Below are 15,375 nucleotides of genomic sequence, written 5' to 3' on the forward strand. Positions count from 1 at the left end.
CGGTTAAGCGGTGTAGCTGCGGTCGGCGACGAGAATCACAACAGACACGGAAGCCCCGGCAAATTGATTGTCGTAAGGCCCGTACCATTGGCACTGGAGGGCTGGCAGCGGGTCTTTGTTCTTGGCGCCAGAGGGCAAGATTGCAACCAGCCTGCCTCCGCGCCGCAGCATAGATGCAGCGTGCTCCAGGTGGGCCTGCCAGCGCCCTTGATCGAATGGCGGGTTCATTACGATTCGATCGAAGCCGATGGGTGCATGCCACTTGAGAAAGTCGGTGGTCAGCGGCTTAAAGCCTTTGGCTTCCAGAATCTTGCAGTGCAGCGGGCTGACCTCAACACAGCAAAGCGAGTGCGCCCCGTGAATCAGCTCGGCCAGGTTGCCTGTGCCTGCCGATGGCTCCAGACAGTCGTCCTCCGGGCCTATGCCTGCCAGATCAACTGCGCGCTCTGCCAGCGCCGTCGGAGTCGGGTAAAACTGGTGGCTTTTGTGGTCAGGAATGCAGCCGCTGACAATAATCTCGCTGATAACCTGCCTCGGCTCGTAATCGAATCGCCAAAACGAAAAATTATCTTCCTTGTCTGGCACGCCGCCGATGGCTTCCAGCACCTTCTCGGCTTCAGCCAGAGCGTGTTTATCGTGGTCTCCGTGCGCGAATCGAAGCGTATGCGGTATATCGGCAAACCGAGACTGTTGGAAGCCGGGGTTTTCGCGCGGGCGAACGGCTGGCTTCATTCCGGACAGCAGGCCGATGACCGAGAAGGGCAAAGGCCGCTCCATCAACTCAAAATCTTTGATCTTGCGCTGACGCTTTGGCCGGGTCCGGTTCTTCTCGGGAATGGCTGCTGGATAGATGCTCGCCAGTACCCCATTCAGCCGCCAAGCTATATCGGGGTGAACCTCAAGGTGGGCGGTGCCCACGCCGTTGTATATGCGCATGCGCAGCGCCCCGCCGTCGATGGTGTGCCACTGGCCGTTCGGGTATCGGCAGCGGCTGACGGTATCACCCGTGACATAGTATTTAGGCTCTTCTCGCCCCATGAACTTGGCGATCACACAGCGGAGGTCGTTGATAACCCCCGCAGTATCATGGTCTACCGTGTCGTAATGGGTGATTGCCCGGTTCAGAATCATTCGCTTGCTGAACCCTTCCGGGCAGTTGGTGACGTGTGTCTTGCTCAATGACCGAAAGATGCCGTCGATACGCTCAGCAAAGAATTGCGACCGGCTGTGCAGCAAGTGTGAAAGCGTGGATCGGACCGTTTCTTCCTCGAACTCAGGCAGTGGCGGCTGCTCTTTTTCGCCAGTGCGGGAGTTGGCTTTGATGCCCAGCGGGTTGCGGATCTGCTCGTCCCACTCTCTGCGCCGCGCCTGTGGCATGTAGTCCAGCACGTCAGTCATGTGCAGCGCCTTGTTCCAGTACATGCCGTTCAGGTGACCGATAGCGCCGGCCAGATCGAAGAGGTTGCCGATGTGATGCGGAATGACGTTGCGGTCATCGCGCAAATTGCCGTTGATGAAGTGCGTCAGCGCACCGGCGTGCTCTTCCTTCTCAACTGCTGCGGCCAACGCCTCGATACGCTCACGCATGCCGCGATACTCACCAACCAGGCTATCCACCAGATCGGATGAAACAGGCGCAAAGAATTGCGCCACGTCGTCGACCAGTTCGCCGACATGGGTGACTGCATTCATGATCTACCTCTGGCCGGACGGCCGTTAATGCGTGCTGGCGCTCCAGCCTGCGCTGGTGACCACGTTGCCGCAGTCAGCTATCAGGCTGTCGATAAGGGCGCCAACGATGGGTATAAGGGTGTGCACTGTCTCGCCGCGTTACGCCGTCGACGCTGATGCAGGTTACGGTGCAGCTCATGGCTTGCGACCAAACGTAATGCCGCGATCATCGCCCCAGCGCCGCAGGGTGTGTGGTCGCACGCCAATCCACTTGGCAGCGTCCCGCAGGGTGGAGTTCTCGGCAGACAGGCGCCGCATTTCCGCCAGTTGCTCAGCGGAAGGCCCCGCCCTGCTGCCTTTCTTCAAGATCTCGACCCCGTAGGTCTCTGCCAGCTTGCGCACTTGACTGGTTGATACGCAGAGGATGGCGGCCAGTTCTTCCGCACTCAGGCGCCCTTCATAGCTGCGCATGATTTCGGCGTGCTGGCGCTGGCGCTTCTTGGCTTTGCTTTCGTCTTGCTTTGGCGTGGATGGCGGCCTGGGGCGCTCGGCGGCCTTTGGCTCTGATCGCTGCCGCCGTGGCACCTGCTTGAGCTCTGGCCCCTGGGTGATTTTTCCACCAGCGGCGGTAAAGGCCGCTACTTGGGCGGCAAGGTCGTCTGACTTTTCGTTGTTGATTGCTGGTCTGGACATGGCCGACCTCATTCTTCGCAGTCAAGTTGCTTGGCGATCCAGGCTTCGACCTCCAGGCTATCCCAGCCGGTGATATTGCTGCCGGCGATCCGGCGTCCTTTCGGGAAACGCCCGTCCTTCATCATGTCGTAGAGGGTGGAGCGGGGCAGGCCGGTAGCAGCCTTGACGGCAGGGAAGCGCATGATGCGGCGCTGAGACTCTTTGCTTTGCTTCGTCATATTCTTTGCCTCATCTATCATTTGTTGCGCGCGAATCTTGCTGTCGCGGCGTGTTTGCTGTAGTCCCATATCTATCTCCGTGACATGCCGCCGTGACACTACGGCTCAGCGAGAAAGGCCCGCAGCGCGTCGTCATCAAGGCGGCTGATGTTGTGGATTGCGCGGGTCAGCAGGTCCTGCACCTCGTCGATGCCGGTCACCTGCTTGATGCGCTCGATGTTGTCGGCGGTGCCCTGGTACACGTCGACCTTGAGGCTGTAGGCCAGCAGGCGGGCGCGGCGCTCTTCTGCCTTGAGCTTTTCCCGCGCCCGCTGCTCCCGCTTACGCTCTTTGGCTGACTTGGCCATGGGTTAAGCGGCTTTATCGCGCAGCCGGGCTTCGTACTCATCGACCAGCAGCTTGAACTTCCACAGATCGGCTTCCAGCTCCTCGATGTACTCTTCATCGCGGTCGTACTCGCCAAGCCAGAGCTCTCGGCCAACAGACTTGAGGGCAGGGCAGTACATGCCGATGTGAGCCCACTTGCGGCCGGTGATCCACAGAACGCCCTGCACCTGGTCTTTGATGCTGTCGGCGTCGCGGTCGATGTGGAAGGCGCGCAGCTTTTCGGGGGCAAGGAAGCACTTGTACTCACTCACCCCGTCGTCACCGATGAAGCCGTCAGCGCTGGCCCCAAACACGCCGTCATCGGTTTTGACGATGCCGACCTGCTGGACGATCAGGCCGGTTCTGATTTCATGCGCCATACGGGCGTCAGGCTCCAGCTCATGGCCCCGGCGCATCTGCCAAGTCTCGAAGCCTCCGTCCAGCGGTTCGCCGCCGATGCGCTCGACGGCCAGGCGGAATGCATAATCGAGCGCCTTGGCAGTTGGCTGACCTTTGTTCGGGCCTGATTTGAGGGTGGCGCGCGCGTCGGCGAACATGCTGGCCGTGATACAGCCTGCGCGCTCCTTGTGCCATTGATCAGAGCCCTGCGGGCATTGGATAGCAAGCATGGGTCACCTCACTCGAAAGGAACGTCGTCATCGTCGAACGCTGGTTGCTGTTCAGGGGCTGGCTGCTGCTCTTTCTTGAGCGCTTCGCCGCGCGCGGCGACCGCAGCCTTGAAGGCGTTATAGGCGGTCATATCCTTGGCGTCCTGCAGCTCTTTGACACCCGCCTGCCAGATCTCGGTAAGCGCCTCCGGGTTGGTCGCCCCGTTCGCCATGGTTACCCACTTGGCCGTCAGCTCCGGATTGGTTGCCGGCTGGCTGGCTTCTTCGGTGCGCAGTTCCTCGGGGATATCCTCGATGTCCTGGGTGAAGATGTCCGAAGCGGCGGTGACGTTGAGTGTCATGGCGATCATGGCGCGCTTGCAGGCCATCTTCAGGATGGTGTTTGCAAGGTCGGCAGGCTCGGTGCGGATCTGATCAACGCTGTTGCCGTTCTTGTAGAACTTTTTGCGTCGCATGTTCTCGGGCGTGTAGTCCAGCTCAGCCTTGCAGGCAGCGCTGCGCCACTTGTATTTCTCTTCGCCGGACGAACACTCGCCAACGCCTTCGCCAAGAGTGATGCCAGTAGTCTGGTGGCGGCCGATACAGGTCACGCGGTAGCGGGCGTTGCCGTCGCTCGACAAATCCTCGATGCGGTATTCCTGGGCAATGCGAAACGTCACGCACAGCACCTCGGCGCCGGGCTTGTACAGCGTGGGCTTCGGGGTGCCGGGGATCGTCCCGTAGTGGGTGTCACGCTTCATGATGTTCTGCATGACTTCCTGCACCAGGTTCACGCGCTGGCGAATCTCAACGACAGAGAAGCGGTGCGCTTCGCTGGCAACAAGGCCGGCAGTCTCACGCTGCGCGACCACTGCAATTTCTTGTCCCATGGGAACCTCAGTATGAAATGGTGATGTTGGGGATCTGTTTCTTGGCGATCAGGATGACCGCCTGCTTTGCGCATTCTTCCGGCAATCCACCAGCGATAAAGGCATCCAGCGCAGCGCGGTTCACGGCCGCCCGGTTCGCCTGGTCAGCTTCGCGCAGAGCTGCAGCCTTAGCGGCTTCGCGCTGCTCGTCGAGATAGCGCTGGCGCTCAGCGGCGGCCGCCTGCTCAGCTTTGGCCTTGGCGTCAATTTCCGCCTGCATGGCCCGCTGCTCGGCTACCGCTTTCTCGCGCTCTGCTGCCTCTGCCTGCTGCTTCAGGTACAGTTCGCGCGCCTTGGCTTCAGCTTCGCGGCGGATGACAGCTTCGCGCTCTGCTTGGGCGGCCTGCTCAGCCTCGCGACGGGCTCGCTCTTCAGCTTCACGCACCAGCTGGGCCTCGCGCTCACGTTGTGCCTGGGCCTCCCGCTCTGCGCGCAGTCGTTCAAGCTCTGCCTGTTCGGCTTCGTGCTGCTCGCGCTTGCTCAGGGCTTCGCGCAGGGTGGCTAGGCTGGCGGCCTTCACCCGGTGGGCCTCGGCCTCGAACTCTTCCCAGTCCGGGCCGATCTCTTCCGCCTCCATGTCGGCGATCAGCGACTTGATCATTGCCGCACTGGCGTCGGTGGTGTCCGTATTGCGCAGGCTTTCAAGGCTGGCCTTGTGCTCCGCAACACGCGCCGCCTCGGCCGCCTCCCAGTCGGTCAAAGGCTTGCGCACTGCGTCGCGAAGGTCATCCATGCTGGTGACGAACTCGCGCAGCTCGGCCTCTACCACCTTCGGCATTTCCTTGAGGCGCTTCAGATACTCGCGACCAGGCTTCTCGACGGCGACCTTGGACTTGCTCACCTTGGCCGCCAGGCTGGCCACGCGGTCTCGACCTTTCTTGGTTGACAGGTCCGGCACCTCGCCAGACACCTCTTCACGAACGCGATCAATAAACGGCTTCAGGCCGCCAGAGACATAAATCAGAGGCGCGTTGTCCTCGCTGATGTCGTCGACCGACACCAGTTGCTGTTGTGCTGTCATGATTGATTACCTACTTGAATGCGGTTTCGATTGCGTCCACCAGCGCCCATGCGAAAAACAGGACGCCCCAGAGTGTGAGATTGGCTGCCGTCTTGCGGCAGATGCGGCGGATCATGGCGGCGTTACCTTGGGCAAGCCCAGCACCGTTCGCCGCATGATCTCTCTATGCACGGCATCGCCACCGAACTCTGCACAGTCCTGATTCAGGTCGCCGCCAATCGGGAGCGAGTACATGCGAAGAACGTCCTCAAGCTCTCGGATGCGGGCGATCAGCGCCTCGCCGTCCTGCATGTCGATATAGGCTTCACGCCCCAGCTTGCGAGCGCTTTGGAAGTCCAGTTCAATCTCCGCAATCAAGTCATCGGTGGTGCTTTGGATGGTCATTGCGAGTCCCTCCGTGCGTACTGGTGGGCGTTTAAAGCCAGATCGCTGAGCCGGTCAGCCTCCAGCGCGTCGAGCATGCCGGACACGCGCAGACCGTCGATCAGGCCATGCGAATACGACAGGAATGAAAATCCGTCGTTTTTACGCGTCAACCGAAGGGCGCTATGGATCTTCTCGATCGCCATTGATCGTTTGAAGTCGTCAATGCTCACTGATCACCTCCTGAAACCGCGTCGTAGTCGGCCTGCGTCAGCTCAGGGCGCGGGTCGGTGTAGCGATGCATCTTGCAGCGATGCCCAGGCAGCAGGATTTTCGGGTGCGCCTTCGGCAGCAGGCGCTGACATTCAGGGCAGGGCATGCCGTATTTGGCGCGCAGCTTCTGGTTAAATCTCTTCATGCCCGCATACATTTCTGCGACTTCGCTCACTGATCACCTCCCAACACCAGGCACGCCGCAGTCAGCAGCATGCCCAGCCATTCTTCGATGTAGATACCGGCCACCAGCCCAAGGGACAGGGAGCCAGCGACAAGAGCAGCTGTGCGCCATGTGATGCGGCGGCGCGGTGTGGGCTCTGCTGGTACTGGCTCATTGGCCGCCGGCGTCACCGGGGTAGGCGTGCAAAGCGGCACAAAATCCAGCAGGCGAGCCGAGAACAGCCGGCTGTACTCCATCTCAAGATCGTCATGCTCGCGTTGGCTGATGGCGCCGCAGTCGACCATCTGGCGCAGCTCTTCGCGGCCCGCGACGATGTAGCCGTTAAGCTGCGCCTTCTTGGATGACTTGAGCAGCGCCCGGCGCAACTCGATGATGCTCATGGCCTGCTCGCGGTTGAGCTTTACGGGGCGCCAAAAATCAGGGTTAGAAGTTGTTGCTGCGGTCACGTCCTTGCTCCTTCTCCCATGCGGCATCCAACATGGTGCCGGCGTGATTTTCCAAGGCCTTGCGGGCCGCCTTCGCCATCAGCTTCATGGCTGGATCGCTTGACCGGCTGGCGGCCAGGATCAGGTCGACACAAAAGCCGTCCGGCACCAGGTCGTACAGCTCTTCATCAGCGCATCGCTTGAACGCTTCGTAGCTGACCAGCTCGGTATCAACGCCTGCCATCAGGTCGCCGATTTCGCTGCTCATGTTTGGTGGTTCCGGCTCGTCTGCCGGCAACGCCAGCTCATACGCCGTTTGGTCGCGGTAAATCTGTCCATTGATCATGTTGACCTCCAGATGAACGCCCACAGGCATAGCGTGCATGCCTCTGGGCGCTGGGTAGGGAAGGGGAAAAAGAACCCCGCCGGAGCGGGGTTAATAGCCGTGTAGGAACGCCATGATGCGAGTAGCATCGAATAGCACCCTGCCCGGGTGGCGTTGCGGCCCGGAACTCCAGGCCCTGCCCAAGGTGCTAATCGATGCCCAGCAGATATACAGCTGCTGGGGCCGGTATCAGGTCACGCGGCAGGTGATTGACGATGAAACCGCGCCCTGACTGCCGGTGATATATGCCCCTCCGCCGGCTGGGGTAGTCGTGCTCAATGCTTGGTGCAGACGTGATGCTTGGCATCGCACCCGCACCGGACGCCGTGACCTGTTACCCGGTAGCGATGGGTGATCGCCGGAAGAGGGCGACCGCCTCGGCATACCGTGTAAACCTCTTCAACCCATTCCAGCTGGGTAAAGTGCGCTGCGCCGTGAATCAGGGCGGGGCCGGGCGGGATTTCTGGGAAGAAGTCCCAATCAATGTCAGTGTTCATGAAGCCTCCTATCAAGCTGCATATTCATACCAGTCGTTCAGTCCGTTGCTGGTCCGCCAAATAAAGCGGTCAGTCTCTTCAGATGCTGGCATCTTGTAGATGCAGATGTTGCCGTCGACCTTTTCGCACCAGCCGAGCAAGGTGCCCGGCTTTTCTGTCATGTGCTTTTGGCTGGCGAAGATTCGGCAGCCGCGCATCGGTTTGAATAGCTTTCTCATGTGCTGCTCCTGTTGCGCTTCCCGATGCCGGCTCAATGAACCGGCATGAGGAAATCTGTTGCCTCCGTTGTTCGGCACGGTGGGCTGGCCTGCCTTTCGGCTTTCGGGGGACCTGTGGTCCCGACAGTCGGCCACGTCTTCCTGCCGACACTCAATTTTCCAGATCGACGCTGCACTGGCGGGGTGAGGCATCCCCTGTACCGAATTCGGGCTCCGGCTCGCTGCCCAGGCCGTTGGTGCTGGCTTGCTACAAACATTACCGCTCGGTAATAATTAAAGTCAATACCAAATGGTAATAATTTCGCGCAGGCAAAAGAAACCCGCCGAAGCGGGCAGGGGGGGGAGCCAAGACATCTGCATGGCCAGTTGCTACGATTGGTCGGGTTACTTGCTAATGGTCAAAGGATGGATCTGAATGAACATCACAAAGATTGAACGGTACGTTGGCGTGTTGGCGCTGCCGGTTTTTTTAATGGTGGTTGGGGGCATATCGGTCGCGGTTGGAGTGAAGGCGAAGGATGCTTTGCTCTTGGCGAGTGTGGCGCCTTACCTGGCTTTCGGTGGGCTGGGTGCTGCTGTGTTCGGGGTCTTCTGGATGATCTGGGCGCTGTTTCAAATGGACCGCTGGGAGCGTGGCTCGATTGTCGGCACTTGCCCCAACTGTGGCGGTGCCGAAAGTAAACTCGACGGGAAATACGGACCCTACCGTCGTTGTAGGATGTGCGGTGCGAAAAGGGAAGGGTAAAACGCAGGGCACAAAAAAGCCCGCGCGGGGCGGGCTTGGGGGGAGGGTACTAATGGCTATGGAACAACAGAAATCAGCCTTCGTTTTGAAACGTGCTGTTTGCTAGCTGCGTCCCAGTATCGAGTAGTCTTAACGTTAAGCACTGCAGGACTGGATATGCGCAACAGTTGCACCTCTTTTGTGAGCTTCAGAGGATAGCGAATCGATATCATCCCGTCATCGGTGCGCACATGGAGTCGCCCGGTGTCTCTAATACCCGCGACCGTGCCCTCAATTTTCTCATCAAAGGTAGTGGGCTCTTGCACTGCTTCGATAAGCGCTCTCACCCTTACGATCTCATCTGGTCTTCCCGCCCAAACTCTCCTTCCACCAGGTCCGTTCCACGAAAGCTCGGCAGCCAAACCTGCTGAATCAAGAGACTTCATCAGCTCGCTAATGTGGTGGGCGGCCTTGCCCCCAACAGTGTCAATGGAGTCATAAAAGCTAGCGTTGTCTGAGTTTAATAACTCGAAAAGCTGCTTGATCGTTTCATTGAAAAGCGACTCACCAGTAAGGTCTGGCGAAGCATTTCCGGTCATTAGGATATGTGTAGATCCAGGAGCGAGCCCCGCCAGTTTTATATTGAGGGTGCTCGATATTTCGCGGGAAACCCTGCTTGCGGCCTCTTGACCGTTCCTGATTTTGTAGGCAGCCAGTTTGCAAGCGTTTACGAACGGATGCATGGCCTTAACAAAAGTCTCAAGAGACACGCTCCCGTCTGCCCTGGGCCCTATAAGGCGTAGGTCAACCAGGGCACCATTGCGCTCGGCGGTTGATAGCGCGCACTCACTTCGGACACTGGCAGCAGCGTCTCGTTGATTTTTTGCGGCTATCTGCAAGAAAAAATCATCGGGGTTTGCTTTGGCTTTGAGCTCAGTCTCTTTGGCAAACTCAGATAGCCTTTTAGCATGCGATCTCAGAAACTCAATGCTCATAATGTGATCTCCGCAAAGCCCTTTGCTGTGGTGCGATCATGACTAAAGCCAAGCACACCGCTCCAATAGGCTTGCCTATGAAAATCAACCACACGTTCCACATATAAATCTAGATGGTAGACAGCTTTCACGCCGTTATGATCCATTAGACTCGCGATTTGCTGTTGGTCCGCTGGAGTCATAGGCGTATTCCTCGTCCATTGAGGCTGCCAAAGAACGCAGTCAATGTCACCGGGGTCAGGCTTTTCTGTCAGGTAGGACCCGTCCACCCAGAGAGCGCCAGAAACGCCAGCTTGGCGAATTGCGTTTTGCCAATTGGTAAACAGCTGGAAAAGGTCTTGACGCCTTTGGCTCGTAAACGGCGCTACAGCCAATGCATGCAAGTCTGCCATTGATAGTTTTTGGACCCCGGGCTGAAGAAGCATCGGGAAGTCAGGTTTAACCATGATAAGCCTTATGTGGCGAATCCGTCGCCATAATCTTGTTCTGAACGCCTAAACCCGCCGCGCAGCCTGCGTAGCGGGTCACGTATAGGTCCTCACCAACCACCCGAACAGCAACGCGGCGAACAAAGTAACCAGAGCCTCTGCCTACTGTCGCTTGGCCCTGCGCTTCCCCTCAAGCAATGCCCGCCGGAAGTTAGGGCCGAACATCAGGTTTTACCTGCTCCGGTGAGCTGTCGCACAACCAAGTACTCGTAACACGCCGCAAAGCCAAACGTCAGCAGCAGTACAGGAATGCCCTGTAGGTCGTAGGTGCCGATCAGCCAGAAGTTGAACAGCAGAATCACGCCGCCGATAAGGCGTAGCTGGGTTTTCGTTTGCACAGCCATCTCCTTTGGCCTGTTATCTCAAAGTCGCTTAGCGTTCCAGGCCAGCAGCACGCGGCCGAGCACCTCGAACTGCTCCAGCTCACCATTCTTGATTTCGTAGGGCTTGTACTTCTCGTTGTCGGACAGCATGAGCAGAACGCCATCCGGCCGGCGCTGAAGGCGCTTGATATACAGCTCACCTTTGAGGGACAGAACGTAGACGGCATCAATCTTGATTTCAGTGACGCCGCGGTCAACCAGCAGTAGGTCGCCGTCGCTGAAGGTGCCTTCCATTGAGTCGCCATAACCGGTAATGACGGCCAGGTTGGAAGGGGCGGTGGCGTTGACGTTGCGCCGCAGCCAGCCAGTGCTGACGCGCATCCGATCTATTACATCTTCATAGTCTTCTGGCCGGGTCAAACCACTACCCATTGAGCCGGCCACGTTGAGTCGTGGAATGTCGACCATCCCTGTCTTCTTGCTGGAGAAATCAGCAGCGATCACGTTGCTCTCCTTTTCCTTGGTTACAAGTCCAGCCAACCTCCTAGGTAGTTCCGGGTCGTCGATCGCATAGCGGTCAAGCCCTAGAGACGTTTCGATGTCTCGAGCCAAATCCTCGCCAACGGTTTTGGAGCCTTTCTTTTCAGGATCCATCAACAGGCGAGAAATCAGGTTCTGTGGCTTGCCGAGCAGTTCACCGAAACGCGATTGCTGACCACGACTTCCAGGCTCGAAGTAATGATCCATCAGTGCTTTTAGGTTGGCTCTGCGAATGTCGCGAATTTCCATGTCGCAATATTCGCCCTCCATTACTGATTGGTAAATGACCATTCGGTATTGCAACTCGATTACCGTGCGGTAATAATCAAAGGGTGCATGACGGAGGAACCCCATGAGCACCAGACAAGAATCGCTGCTGAAGTGGGTCAAAACGGCCACCCAAGAGCAGATCGACAGAACCAAAACCACTCGCGGCTATTTGCTTCAGGTCGCCTACGGCAACAAGACAGCATCGGCTGAGCTTGCATCACGTCTTGAGAGCGTCACCGGCGGTCAAGTCACCCGCAAACAACTTCGTCCTGATGACTGGGCTGTTATCTGGCCCGAACTGGTAGCCGCCTGACCACGATTACATGGTGCCGGGTACGGCACCAGGGGAAAACTAGACGATGAAAACACCGATTCTAGATAGCCGTCGTGCGGTGATGATTGCGGTCGCCAACGGTTATCAGGGTGGACGGGAGTGCGCTGCAGCTCGGCTGGGAATACCACTCAAACGGTTGGAAAACCAGATTTATGGAACTGCCGGCGTCAAGCCGTTGGATGACACTGAAATCAGCGTGCTGGAGCGGGAGGAGGGAACAACCCACCTGCCGGACTATATCTGCGCGCTGTACGGCGGCGTCTTCGTGCCGTTGCCGGATGCTGAAGTAACGCACGCCGATCTGTACGACCTTTCGTTTGCTACGAGCACGGCGCGCGGCACCGTGGATCTGTTGATTCGTAAGGCTCTGGCTGACGGCGAGATTGACGAGGTCGAGGCGGCGGAGATTCGAGCGGTTCATGCAAAGCACCTGGCGGCTCGGCACGCAGAAGTCGACGCCGTGATCGTGGCCCATCAGCGGCAGGCTTGAGATGCCGTCATTCCAGATCAACGACGAAGAGTGGGGGGCTTTCTATGGGGAGAGCTCAGACCTATTCCGCGTCTACTGCGCCATACGTCGGTACATGAACTACCGAACGGGCGTGTCAGGCCTTGAGCGGCGAATCAGCGAGCAGATGCTTTCTGAGACGCTGTACATAGAGCCGTTGAGAGGGCGACACAAATCAGGCTCACCCACCCGCCAGCACGTGCGTTCGTTGCTTTCCAGGCTGATCGCCAAGGGAATCATGGTGCCTGTTGGGCCAATGGTTTACGAGCTGCCGCTCGCCAGTAGGGACCGTGCGTCCAAACCATCAGCAACCAATGAGCAACCAGATCAGCAACCAGATCAGCAACCGATCACCAACCAAGACGACACCAGCAATGGCGCGGGTTTCAGCCATTCGGACGACCGATCAGCAACCGGATCAGAATCAGCCGACTTCCCGATCAGCAACCTACCTCCGGATACCGGAACTACACCACCACCATCAGGGCGCGCGCCGAAGCGATTTGCCATGCACCCGGAGTGGCAGCCGGATCCCAAAACGTTCAAGGCCGTTTTGCACATGAACGGCCTGACCAACGTGACGCTCGATGCAGATGTTCTGCTTGAGTTCCGGTCCTTCTGGACCGCGTCACCTGACGAGCACCGCACGCAGGCGAAGTGGGAGCACGCACTGGCTCAACGCCTGAAGGAGAACTATCGCAATGGCCAATCTCAAACCTCCAAGCCCGCAGCAGGGCAGCGCACTGGCAAAAAAGGCGCTAGCTCAGCCGTCGACCGCGTCAAACGGAACATCGCCAACCGACAAGCAGCAGAAGCTGGCGCAGACTCTGCTGGACAAGCTCTGGCTGAAGATGACGGAGATGTATGGAACACGCTGGACGGCGAGTGTCGGCGATTGCCCTGACCAGGATCATGCGTGGTCGACTGTGTTGGGCGGCCTGAACGGCCGGGAGATTGCCAACGGGCTGAACGTGTTGGTTGAGCGTGGACTGGAGTGGCCGCCATCAGCGCCGGAGTTCCGCCGCATGTGCCTGCACATTCCCGGGCTGCCGTCTGCCGTTGAGGCGTGGGCTCAGGCCTTGAGCGGGAACTACACACACGAAACGGTCAAGGTGGCCGCAGAGCTGACCGGCACGTTCGAGCTGCGCAAGGCTCGGTTGTGCGATCGCCATCTGCAGCAGCAGTTTGATCGCAACTTCTCGATTGTCTGCCAGCGTCTGCGCAAAGGCGAGCCATTGGCCGGCGAGGTACTGGCCGGGATTGGTCACGACAGCCAGAAGTCACCGGCAGAGCTGTCGAACGAGTACCACGAGCAGCTGCTTCGCCAGCGCATTGAGCAACAAGGCGTGCCGTCCGACCCTGCTGCAGCACGCGCCGCGATGCTAGCGGCCCTTGGTATCAAGCGTGATAGCCATGCAAGCCACTAAGCCGAAGCGCGCGAAGAAGCCAAGCCGGCCCGTGTATTTCCAGGTCCGGCGGCTGGTTGATCCCGCGACTGGCGAGGAGGTCGGCGCGCTGGTGCCAAGACACCGGATTGACCAGCGGATCATGCGAGAGCGTGGTTACTGCGTCGGCAATGAGCTGCGGGCGGACCTGAAGAAGCCGCGTAATTCAGGGTTTCACCGCATGGTGCATTCCTTGGGCGCGCTGGCTGCGGATCACATCGAGGAGTTCACCGGCGTGGACTGCCACGAGGTCATCAAGCGTCTGCAGCGTGAGTCGGGCGTGTGCTGTGAGGTGCAGGACATAGTATTGCCTGGCATCGGCACCATCCAGGTCAACGTCGCAAAGACCATCGCCTATGACGAGATGGACGAGGGCGAGTTTCAGGCGCTCTGGAAAGGTATCTGCCAGCACATCAGCGACCGGTACTGGCCGACCATGAATCAGGACCAGATTGCCGAGATGGCCAAGTTCATGCCGGAGGCCGTGTGAAGGGCGCCCCTGTCACCAAGGCTCAACAGGCCTATTGGTCGCTGCTGTGTGATCACGTTGGCTGCATCGCATGCCGCGCAGACGACCGGCTGAACAACTGGTGCTCGGTCCACCACATCGAAGGCCGCACCAAGCCGGACGCCCATTGGCTGGTGCTTCCGCTCTGTGCGCCGCATCACCAGGGCACCGGCGGTAACGTCATTGCCGTGCACATCAACAAGTTCCGATTCGAACAGCGCTATGGGGCCCAGCTGGAGCTGCTGCGCCAGTGCGCTGAGATTCTGGCCGCCAAGGGGTTTGTTTTGCCAGATCCAGTGCCGGGCATTCTTGCTTCGCTTCCCGATACCAGAGGAGTAACCAGATGCGAGCTGTGACGTTTGTTGTGCCGGGGCAACCGGTCGGAAAGGGAAGGCCACGCGTTGGCAAGATCGGCGCGCATGCCCGTTTGTTCACGCCAGAGAAGACGGTGAACTACGAAGGACTGGTGGCCATGGCCGCGCAGCAGGCGATGCAGGGCAGAGCGCTGATCACCGGCCCGGTAATGGTCGAGATGGATATAACCGTCCAGATACCTCAATCGTGGTCGAAAAAGCGGAAATCCCTGGCGCTGGCCGGCGAGATATTCCCGACCACCAAGCCGGACAAAGACAACGTCATCAAGGCCATTTACGACGGTATCAACGGGATCGTTTGGAAGGACGACGTTCAGGCCGTCGATGGTCACCAGCGTAAGCGTTACGGCGAGACGCCTGGCGTCCGCGTTCGTGTCGTGCCGCTGAGTGGGTCTGGCACGAGCTGACCAGGGACGACAGGTAAATCCATGCAGCAGCTTGGCTTTGACCTGCACTTTGTACCGCTGAAACGGAAACGGCCGAACGAGTCGGCCCCAGAGGAGCGCAAGGGTATGCAGATCGAGTTGTATTTCGACCACATTCCACGACCGCCGCGGCGATCGACTACCTGCGCGGGCGCTACGGAAGTAACGCTGGATGGAGTAACAAAGCCGGCGCTTGTGTGGGCAACTGAGCGCGGCCTGAAATGGCAGACGGTGAAGATGCGCCGGCTGCGGGGCGATAACTGGCGCGACGCCCTGCAGCCGGGGATGAAGCACAACACCTACATGCAGCGTTGGAGTATGGGTTAGCTGCCGCGGATGTGCAGGACTTCGCCGTCATCGTCGGTACCCGCGCGCTCCAGCAGCTCATCCAGCATGTTTTGCAGCTTTTCGAGTGCTTCCGGAGAGGTGTCGCCGCCCAGGATGGCGTTATTGCCTTCTTCGCAGAGGGTGACGACCAGCAGGGTTTCGGTCTGGTGCTGCTCCATCACTTCGCCAGCAAGGCCCATGGCCTCGGTGACCTGCATGAATGTCTCGTCGCTGATTGTGTCGATGTTTGCCATGTGGATTGC

Annotated in this window: 28 protein-coding genes; 9 read left to right on the plus strand and 19 right to left on the minus strand. The window is 58.9% G+C overall.

What is annotated here, in order from left to right:
• Window positions 1–3: 3 nt before the first annotated feature.
• The 14 genes from BM116_RS00375 to BM116_RS00435 all read right to left on the minus strand — a co-directional run bounded on the left by BM116_RS00375 (window position 4) and on the right by BM116_RS00435 (window position 7,851).
• Window positions 4–1,587 (minus strand): class I SAM-dependent methyltransferase, encoded by a 1,584-nt coding sequence (locus BM116_RS00375; RefSeq protein ID WP_235846658.1) that lies wholly within the window; start codon window positions 1,585–1,587, stop codon window positions 4–6.
• A gap of 279 nt (window positions 1,588–1,866) precedes the next feature.
• Entirely contained in the window at window positions 1,867–2,364 is a 498-nt protein-coding gene (locus BM116_RS00380; RefSeq protein ID WP_083728354.1) for a hypothetical protein, read from the minus strand.
• An 8-nt stretch (window positions 2,365–2,372) separates the two neighbouring features.
• Window positions 2,373–2,651, minus strand: a complete 279-nt coding sequence (locus tag BM116_RS00385; protein ID WP_235846659.1) for a helix-turn-helix transcriptional regulator — start codon at window positions 2,649–2,651, stop codon at window positions 2,373–2,375.
• A 29-nt stretch (window positions 2,652–2,680) separates the two neighbouring features.
• Complete coding sequence (locus BM116_RS00390; RefSeq protein WP_083728355.1) at window positions 2,681–2,929, minus strand: hypothetical protein; 249 nt, start codon at window positions 2,927–2,929, stop codon at window positions 2,681–2,683.
• Window positions 2,930–2,932: 3 nt separating this feature from the next.
• Window positions 2,933–3,577, minus strand: a complete 645-nt coding sequence (locus BM116_RS00395; protein WP_083728356.1) for a lambda exonuclease family protein — start codon at window positions 3,575–3,577, stop codon at window positions 2,933–2,935.
• An 8-nt stretch (window positions 3,578–3,585) separates the two neighbouring features.
• Window positions 3,586–4,446, minus strand: a complete 861-nt coding sequence (locus tag BM116_RS00400; RefSeq protein WP_083728357.1) for a hypothetical protein — start codon at window positions 4,444–4,446, stop codon at window positions 3,586–3,588.
• Window positions 4,447–4,453: 7 nt separating this feature from the next.
• Window positions 4,454–5,506, minus strand: coding sequence for a hypothetical protein (locus BM116_RS00405; RefSeq protein ID WP_083728358.1), 1,053 nt, complete (start codon window positions 5,504–5,506; stop codon window positions 4,454–4,456).
• A 111-nt stretch (window positions 5,507–5,617) separates the two neighbouring features.
• Window positions 5,618–5,890 carry a hypothetical protein gene (locus BM116_RS00410; RefSeq protein WP_083728359.1) on the minus strand — a complete coding sequence of 91 codons (273 nt, stop codon included), beginning with the start codon at window positions 5,888–5,890 and terminating at the stop codon, window positions 5,618–5,620.
• Window positions 5,887–6,102 carry a hypothetical protein gene (locus BM116_RS00415; RefSeq protein ID WP_083728360.1) on the minus strand — a complete coding sequence of 72 codons (216 nt, stop codon included), beginning with the start codon at window positions 6,100–6,102 and terminating at the stop codon, window positions 5,887–5,889. The genes BM116_RS00410 and BM116_RS00415 overlap by 4 nt, the downstream gene beginning before the upstream one ends.
• On the minus strand, window positions 6,099–6,287 hold the full coding sequence (locus BM116_RS00420; RefSeq protein ID WP_175494021.1) for a hypothetical protein: 189 nt from the start codon (window positions 6,285–6,287) through the stop codon (window positions 6,099–6,101). The genes BM116_RS00415 and BM116_RS00420 overlap by 4 nt, the downstream gene beginning before the upstream one ends.
• A 26-nt stretch (window positions 6,288–6,313) precedes the next feature.
• Window positions 6,314–6,772, minus strand: a complete 459-nt coding sequence (locus BM116_RS00425; RefSeq protein ID WP_139056999.1) for a hypothetical protein — start codon at window positions 6,770–6,772, stop codon at window positions 6,314–6,316.
• Window positions 6,750–7,121, minus strand: coding sequence for a hypothetical protein (locus BM116_RS00430; protein WP_169847299.1), 372 nt, complete (start codon window positions 7,119–7,121; stop codon window positions 6,750–6,752). Before BM116_RS00430 ends, BM116_RS00425 begins: the two co-directional genes overlap by 23 nt.
• Before the next feature lie 290 nt (window positions 7,122–7,411).
• Window positions 7,412–7,633 (minus strand): hypothetical protein, encoded by a 222-nt coding sequence (locus tag BM116_RS18605; protein ID WP_139057001.1) that lies wholly within the window; start codon window positions 7,631–7,633, stop codon window positions 7,412–7,414.
• A gap of 11 nt (window positions 7,634–7,644) precedes the next feature.
• A complete protein-coding gene (locus BM116_RS00435) occupies window positions 7,645–7,851 on the minus strand; it encodes a hypothetical protein (RefSeq protein ID WP_083728364.1) in 207 nt (68 codons plus the stop codon).
• 415 nt (window positions 7,852–8,266) lie between these two features.
• Here BM116_RS00435 and BM116_RS00440 point away from each other — a divergent pair, with 415 nt between their 5' ends.
• A complete protein-coding gene (locus BM116_RS00440; protein ID WP_083728365.1) occupies window positions 8,267–8,596 on the plus strand; it encodes a hypothetical protein in 330 nt (109 codons plus the stop codon).
• Between the two features lie 56 nt (window positions 8,597–8,652).
• Here BM116_RS00440 and BM116_RS00445 read toward each other — a convergent pair whose 3' ends face one another.
• The 4 genes from BM116_RS00445 to BM116_RS00460 all read right to left on the minus strand — a co-directional run bounded on the left by BM116_RS00445 (window position 8,653) and on the right by BM116_RS00460 (window position 11,275).
• Complete coding sequence (locus tag BM116_RS00445; protein ID WP_083728366.1) at window positions 8,653–9,570, minus strand: hypothetical protein; 918 nt, start codon at window positions 9,568–9,570, stop codon at window positions 8,653–8,655.
• Window positions 9,567–10,016, minus strand: a complete 450-nt coding sequence (locus tag BM116_RS00450; protein WP_083728367.1) for a DUF6932 family protein — start codon at window positions 10,014–10,016, stop codon at window positions 9,567–9,569. The genes BM116_RS00445 and BM116_RS00450 overlap by 4 nt, the downstream gene beginning before the upstream one ends.
• Before the next feature lie 206 nt (window positions 10,017–10,222).
• Entirely contained in the window at window positions 10,223–10,396 is a 174-nt protein-coding gene (locus BM116_RS18750; protein ID WP_169847300.1) for a hypothetical protein, read from the minus strand.
• Between the two features lie 24 nt (window positions 10,397–10,420).
• Window positions 10,421–11,275, minus strand: coding sequence for a S24 family peptidase (locus BM116_RS00460; RefSeq protein WP_083728369.1), 855 nt, complete (start codon window positions 11,273–11,275; stop codon window positions 10,421–10,423).
• On the opposite strand from BM116_RS00460, the gene BM116_RS00465 reads away from it, so the two are divergent.
• From BM116_RS00465 to BM116_RS00500, 8 genes are all read left to right on the plus strand, one after another.
• Window positions 11,274–11,504, plus strand: coding sequence for a transcriptional regulator (locus BM116_RS00465; protein ID WP_083728370.1), 231 nt, complete (start codon window positions 11,274–11,276; stop codon window positions 11,502–11,504). The two genes, BM116_RS00460 and BM116_RS00465, sit on opposite strands and share 2 nt — an antisense overlap.
• Window positions 11,505–11,550: 46 nt before the next feature.
• Window positions 11,551–12,015 carry a YmfL family putative regulatory protein gene (locus BM116_RS00470; protein ID WP_083728371.1) on the plus strand — a complete coding sequence of 155 codons (465 nt, stop codon included), beginning with the start codon at window positions 11,551–11,553 and terminating at the stop codon, window positions 12,013–12,015.
• Window positions 12,016–12,109: 94 nt separating this feature from the next.
• Window positions 12,110–12,937, plus strand: coding sequence for a DnaT-like ssDNA-binding domain-containing protein (locus BM116_RS00475; RefSeq protein WP_139057002.1), 828 nt, complete (start codon window positions 12,110–12,112; stop codon window positions 12,935–12,937).
• Window positions 12,894–13,460: a hypothetical protein gene (locus BM116_RS00480; RefSeq protein ID WP_139057003.1), complete on the plus strand. Its 567-nt coding sequence runs from the start codon at window positions 12,894–12,896 to the stop codon at window positions 13,458–13,460. The genes BM116_RS00475 and BM116_RS00480 overlap by 44 nt, the downstream gene beginning before the upstream one ends.
• Window positions 13,447–13,968: a hypothetical protein gene (locus tag BM116_RS00485; RefSeq protein ID WP_139057004.1), complete on the plus strand. Its 522-nt coding sequence runs from the start codon at window positions 13,447–13,449 to the stop codon at window positions 13,966–13,968. The genes BM116_RS00480 and BM116_RS00485 overlap by 14 nt, the downstream gene beginning before the upstream one ends.
• Window positions 13,965–14,342: a Ref family recombination enhancement nuclease gene (locus BM116_RS00490; protein ID WP_083728375.1), complete on the plus strand. Its 378-nt coding sequence runs from the start codon at window positions 13,965–13,967 to the stop codon at window positions 14,340–14,342. The genes BM116_RS00485 and BM116_RS00490 overlap by 4 nt, the downstream gene beginning before the upstream one ends.
• Entirely contained in the window at window positions 14,330–14,767 is a 438-nt protein-coding gene (locus BM116_RS00495; RefSeq protein ID WP_083728376.1) for a RusA family crossover junction endodeoxyribonuclease, read from the plus strand. The genes BM116_RS00490 and BM116_RS00495 overlap by 13 nt, the downstream gene beginning before the upstream one ends.
• Before the next feature lie 21 nt (window positions 14,768–14,788).
• Window positions 14,789–15,112: a hypothetical protein gene (locus BM116_RS00500; RefSeq protein WP_169847298.1), complete on the plus strand. Its 324-nt coding sequence runs from the start codon at window positions 14,789–14,791 to the stop codon at window positions 15,110–15,112.
• Here BM116_RS00500 and BM116_RS00505 read toward each other — a convergent pair.
• The gene (locus tag BM116_RS00505) at window positions 15,109–15,366 is read right to left on the minus strand and encodes a hypothetical protein (protein ID WP_083728377.1); all 258 of its coding nucleotides are present in this window, start codon (window positions 15,364–15,366) and stop codon (window positions 15,109–15,111) included. The two genes, BM116_RS00500 and BM116_RS00505, sit on opposite strands and share 4 nt — an antisense overlap.
• Window positions 15,367–15,375: the final 9 nt, after the last annotated feature.

The organism is Halopseudomonas pachastrellae (genome assembly GCF_900114765.1).
GTDB classification, from domain to species: Bacteria; Pseudomonadota; Gammaproteobacteria; order Pseudomonadales; family Pseudomonadaceae; genus Halopseudomonas; species Halopseudomonas pachastrellae.

Bases quoted from the DNA above. Each gene is read 5' to 3' on its own strand.
- BM116_RS00375 (WP_235846658.1), bottom strand. From the start codon at position 1,587: ATGCGTGAGCGTATCGAGGCGTTGGCCGCAGCAGTTGAGAAGGAAGAG.
- BM116_RS00380 (WP_083728354.1), bottom strand. From the start codon at position 2,364: ATGTCCAGACCAGCAATCAACAACGAAAAGTCAGACGACCTTGCCGCC.
- BM116_RS00385 (WP_235846659.1), bottom strand. From the start codon at position 2,651: ATGGGACTACAGCAAACACGCCGCGACAGCAAGATTCGCGCGCAACAA.
- BM116_RS00390 (WP_083728355.1), bottom strand. From the start codon at position 2,929: ATGGCCAAGTCAGCCAAAGAGCGTAAGCGGGAGCAGCGGGCGCGGGAA.
- BM116_RS00395 (WP_083728356.1), bottom strand. From the start codon at position 3,577: ATGCTTGCTATCCAATGCCCGCAGGGCTCTGATCAATGGCACAAGGAG.
- BM116_RS00400 (WP_083728357.1), bottom strand. From the start codon at position 4,446: ATGGGACAAGAAATTGCAGTGGTCGCGCAGCGTGAGACTGCCGGCCTT.
- BM116_RS00405 (WP_083728358.1), bottom strand. From the start codon at position 5,506: ATGACAGCACAACAGCAACTGGTGTCGGTCGACGACATCAGCGAGGAC.
- BM116_RS00410 (WP_083728359.1), bottom strand. From the start codon at position 5,890: ATGACCATCCAAAGCACCACCGATGACTTGATTGCGGAGATTGAACTG.
- BM116_RS00420 (WP_175494021.1), bottom strand. From the start codon at position 6,287: ATGAAGAGATTTAACCAGAAGCTGCGCGCCAAATACGGCATGCCCTGC.
- BM116_RS18605 (WP_139057001.1), bottom strand. From the start codon at position 7,633: ATGAACACTGACATTGATTGGGACTTCTTCCCAGAAATCCCGCCCGGC.
- BM116_RS00435 (WP_083728364.1), bottom strand. From the start codon at position 7,851: ATGAGAAAGCTATTCAAACCGATGCGCGGCTGCCGAATCTTCGCCAGC.
- BM116_RS00440 (WP_083728365.1), top strand. From the start codon at position 8,267: ATGAACATCACAAAGATTGAACGGTACGTTGGCGTGTTGGCGCTGCCG.
- BM116_RS00445 (WP_083728366.1), bottom strand. From the start codon at position 9,570: ATGAGCATTGAGTTTCTGAGATCGCATGCTAAAAGGCTATCTGAGTTT.
- BM116_RS00450 (WP_083728367.1), bottom strand. From the start codon at position 10,016: ATGGTTAAACCTGACTTCCCGATGCTTCTTCAGCCCGGGGTCCAAAAA.
- BM116_RS00465 (WP_083728370.1), top strand. From the start codon at position 11,274: ATGAGCACCAGACAAGAATCGCTGCTGAAGTGGGTCAAAACGGCCACC.
- BM116_RS00460 (WP_083728369.1), bottom strand. From the start codon at position 11,275: ATGGGGTTCCTCCGTCATGCACCCTTTGATTATTACCGCACGGTAATC.
- BM116_RS00470 (WP_083728371.1), top strand. From the start codon at position 11,551: ATGAAAACACCGATTCTAGATAGCCGTCGTGCGGTGATGATTGCGGTC.
- BM116_RS00475 (WP_139057002.1), top strand. From the start codon at position 12,110: ATGAACTACCGAACGGGCGTGTCAGGCCTTGAGCGGCGAATCAGCGAG.
- BM116_RS00480 (WP_139057003.1), top strand. From the start codon at position 12,894: ATGTATGGAACACGCTGGACGGCGAGTGTCGGCGATTGCCCTGACCAG.
- BM116_RS00485 (WP_139057004.1), top strand. From the start codon at position 13,447: ATGCAAGCCACTAAGCCGAAGCGCGCGAAGAAGCCAAGCCGGCCCGTG.
- BM116_RS00495 (WP_083728376.1), top strand. From the start codon at position 14,330: ATGCGAGCTGTGACGTTTGTTGTGCCGGGGCAACCGGTCGGAAAGGGA.
- BM116_RS00500 (WP_169847298.1), top strand. From the start codon at position 14,789: ATGCAGCAGCTTGGCTTTGACCTGCACTTTGTACCGCTGAAACGGAAA.
- BM116_RS00505 (WP_083728377.1), bottom strand. From the start codon at position 15,366: ATGGCAAACATCGACACAATCAGCGACGAGACATTCATGCAGGTCACC.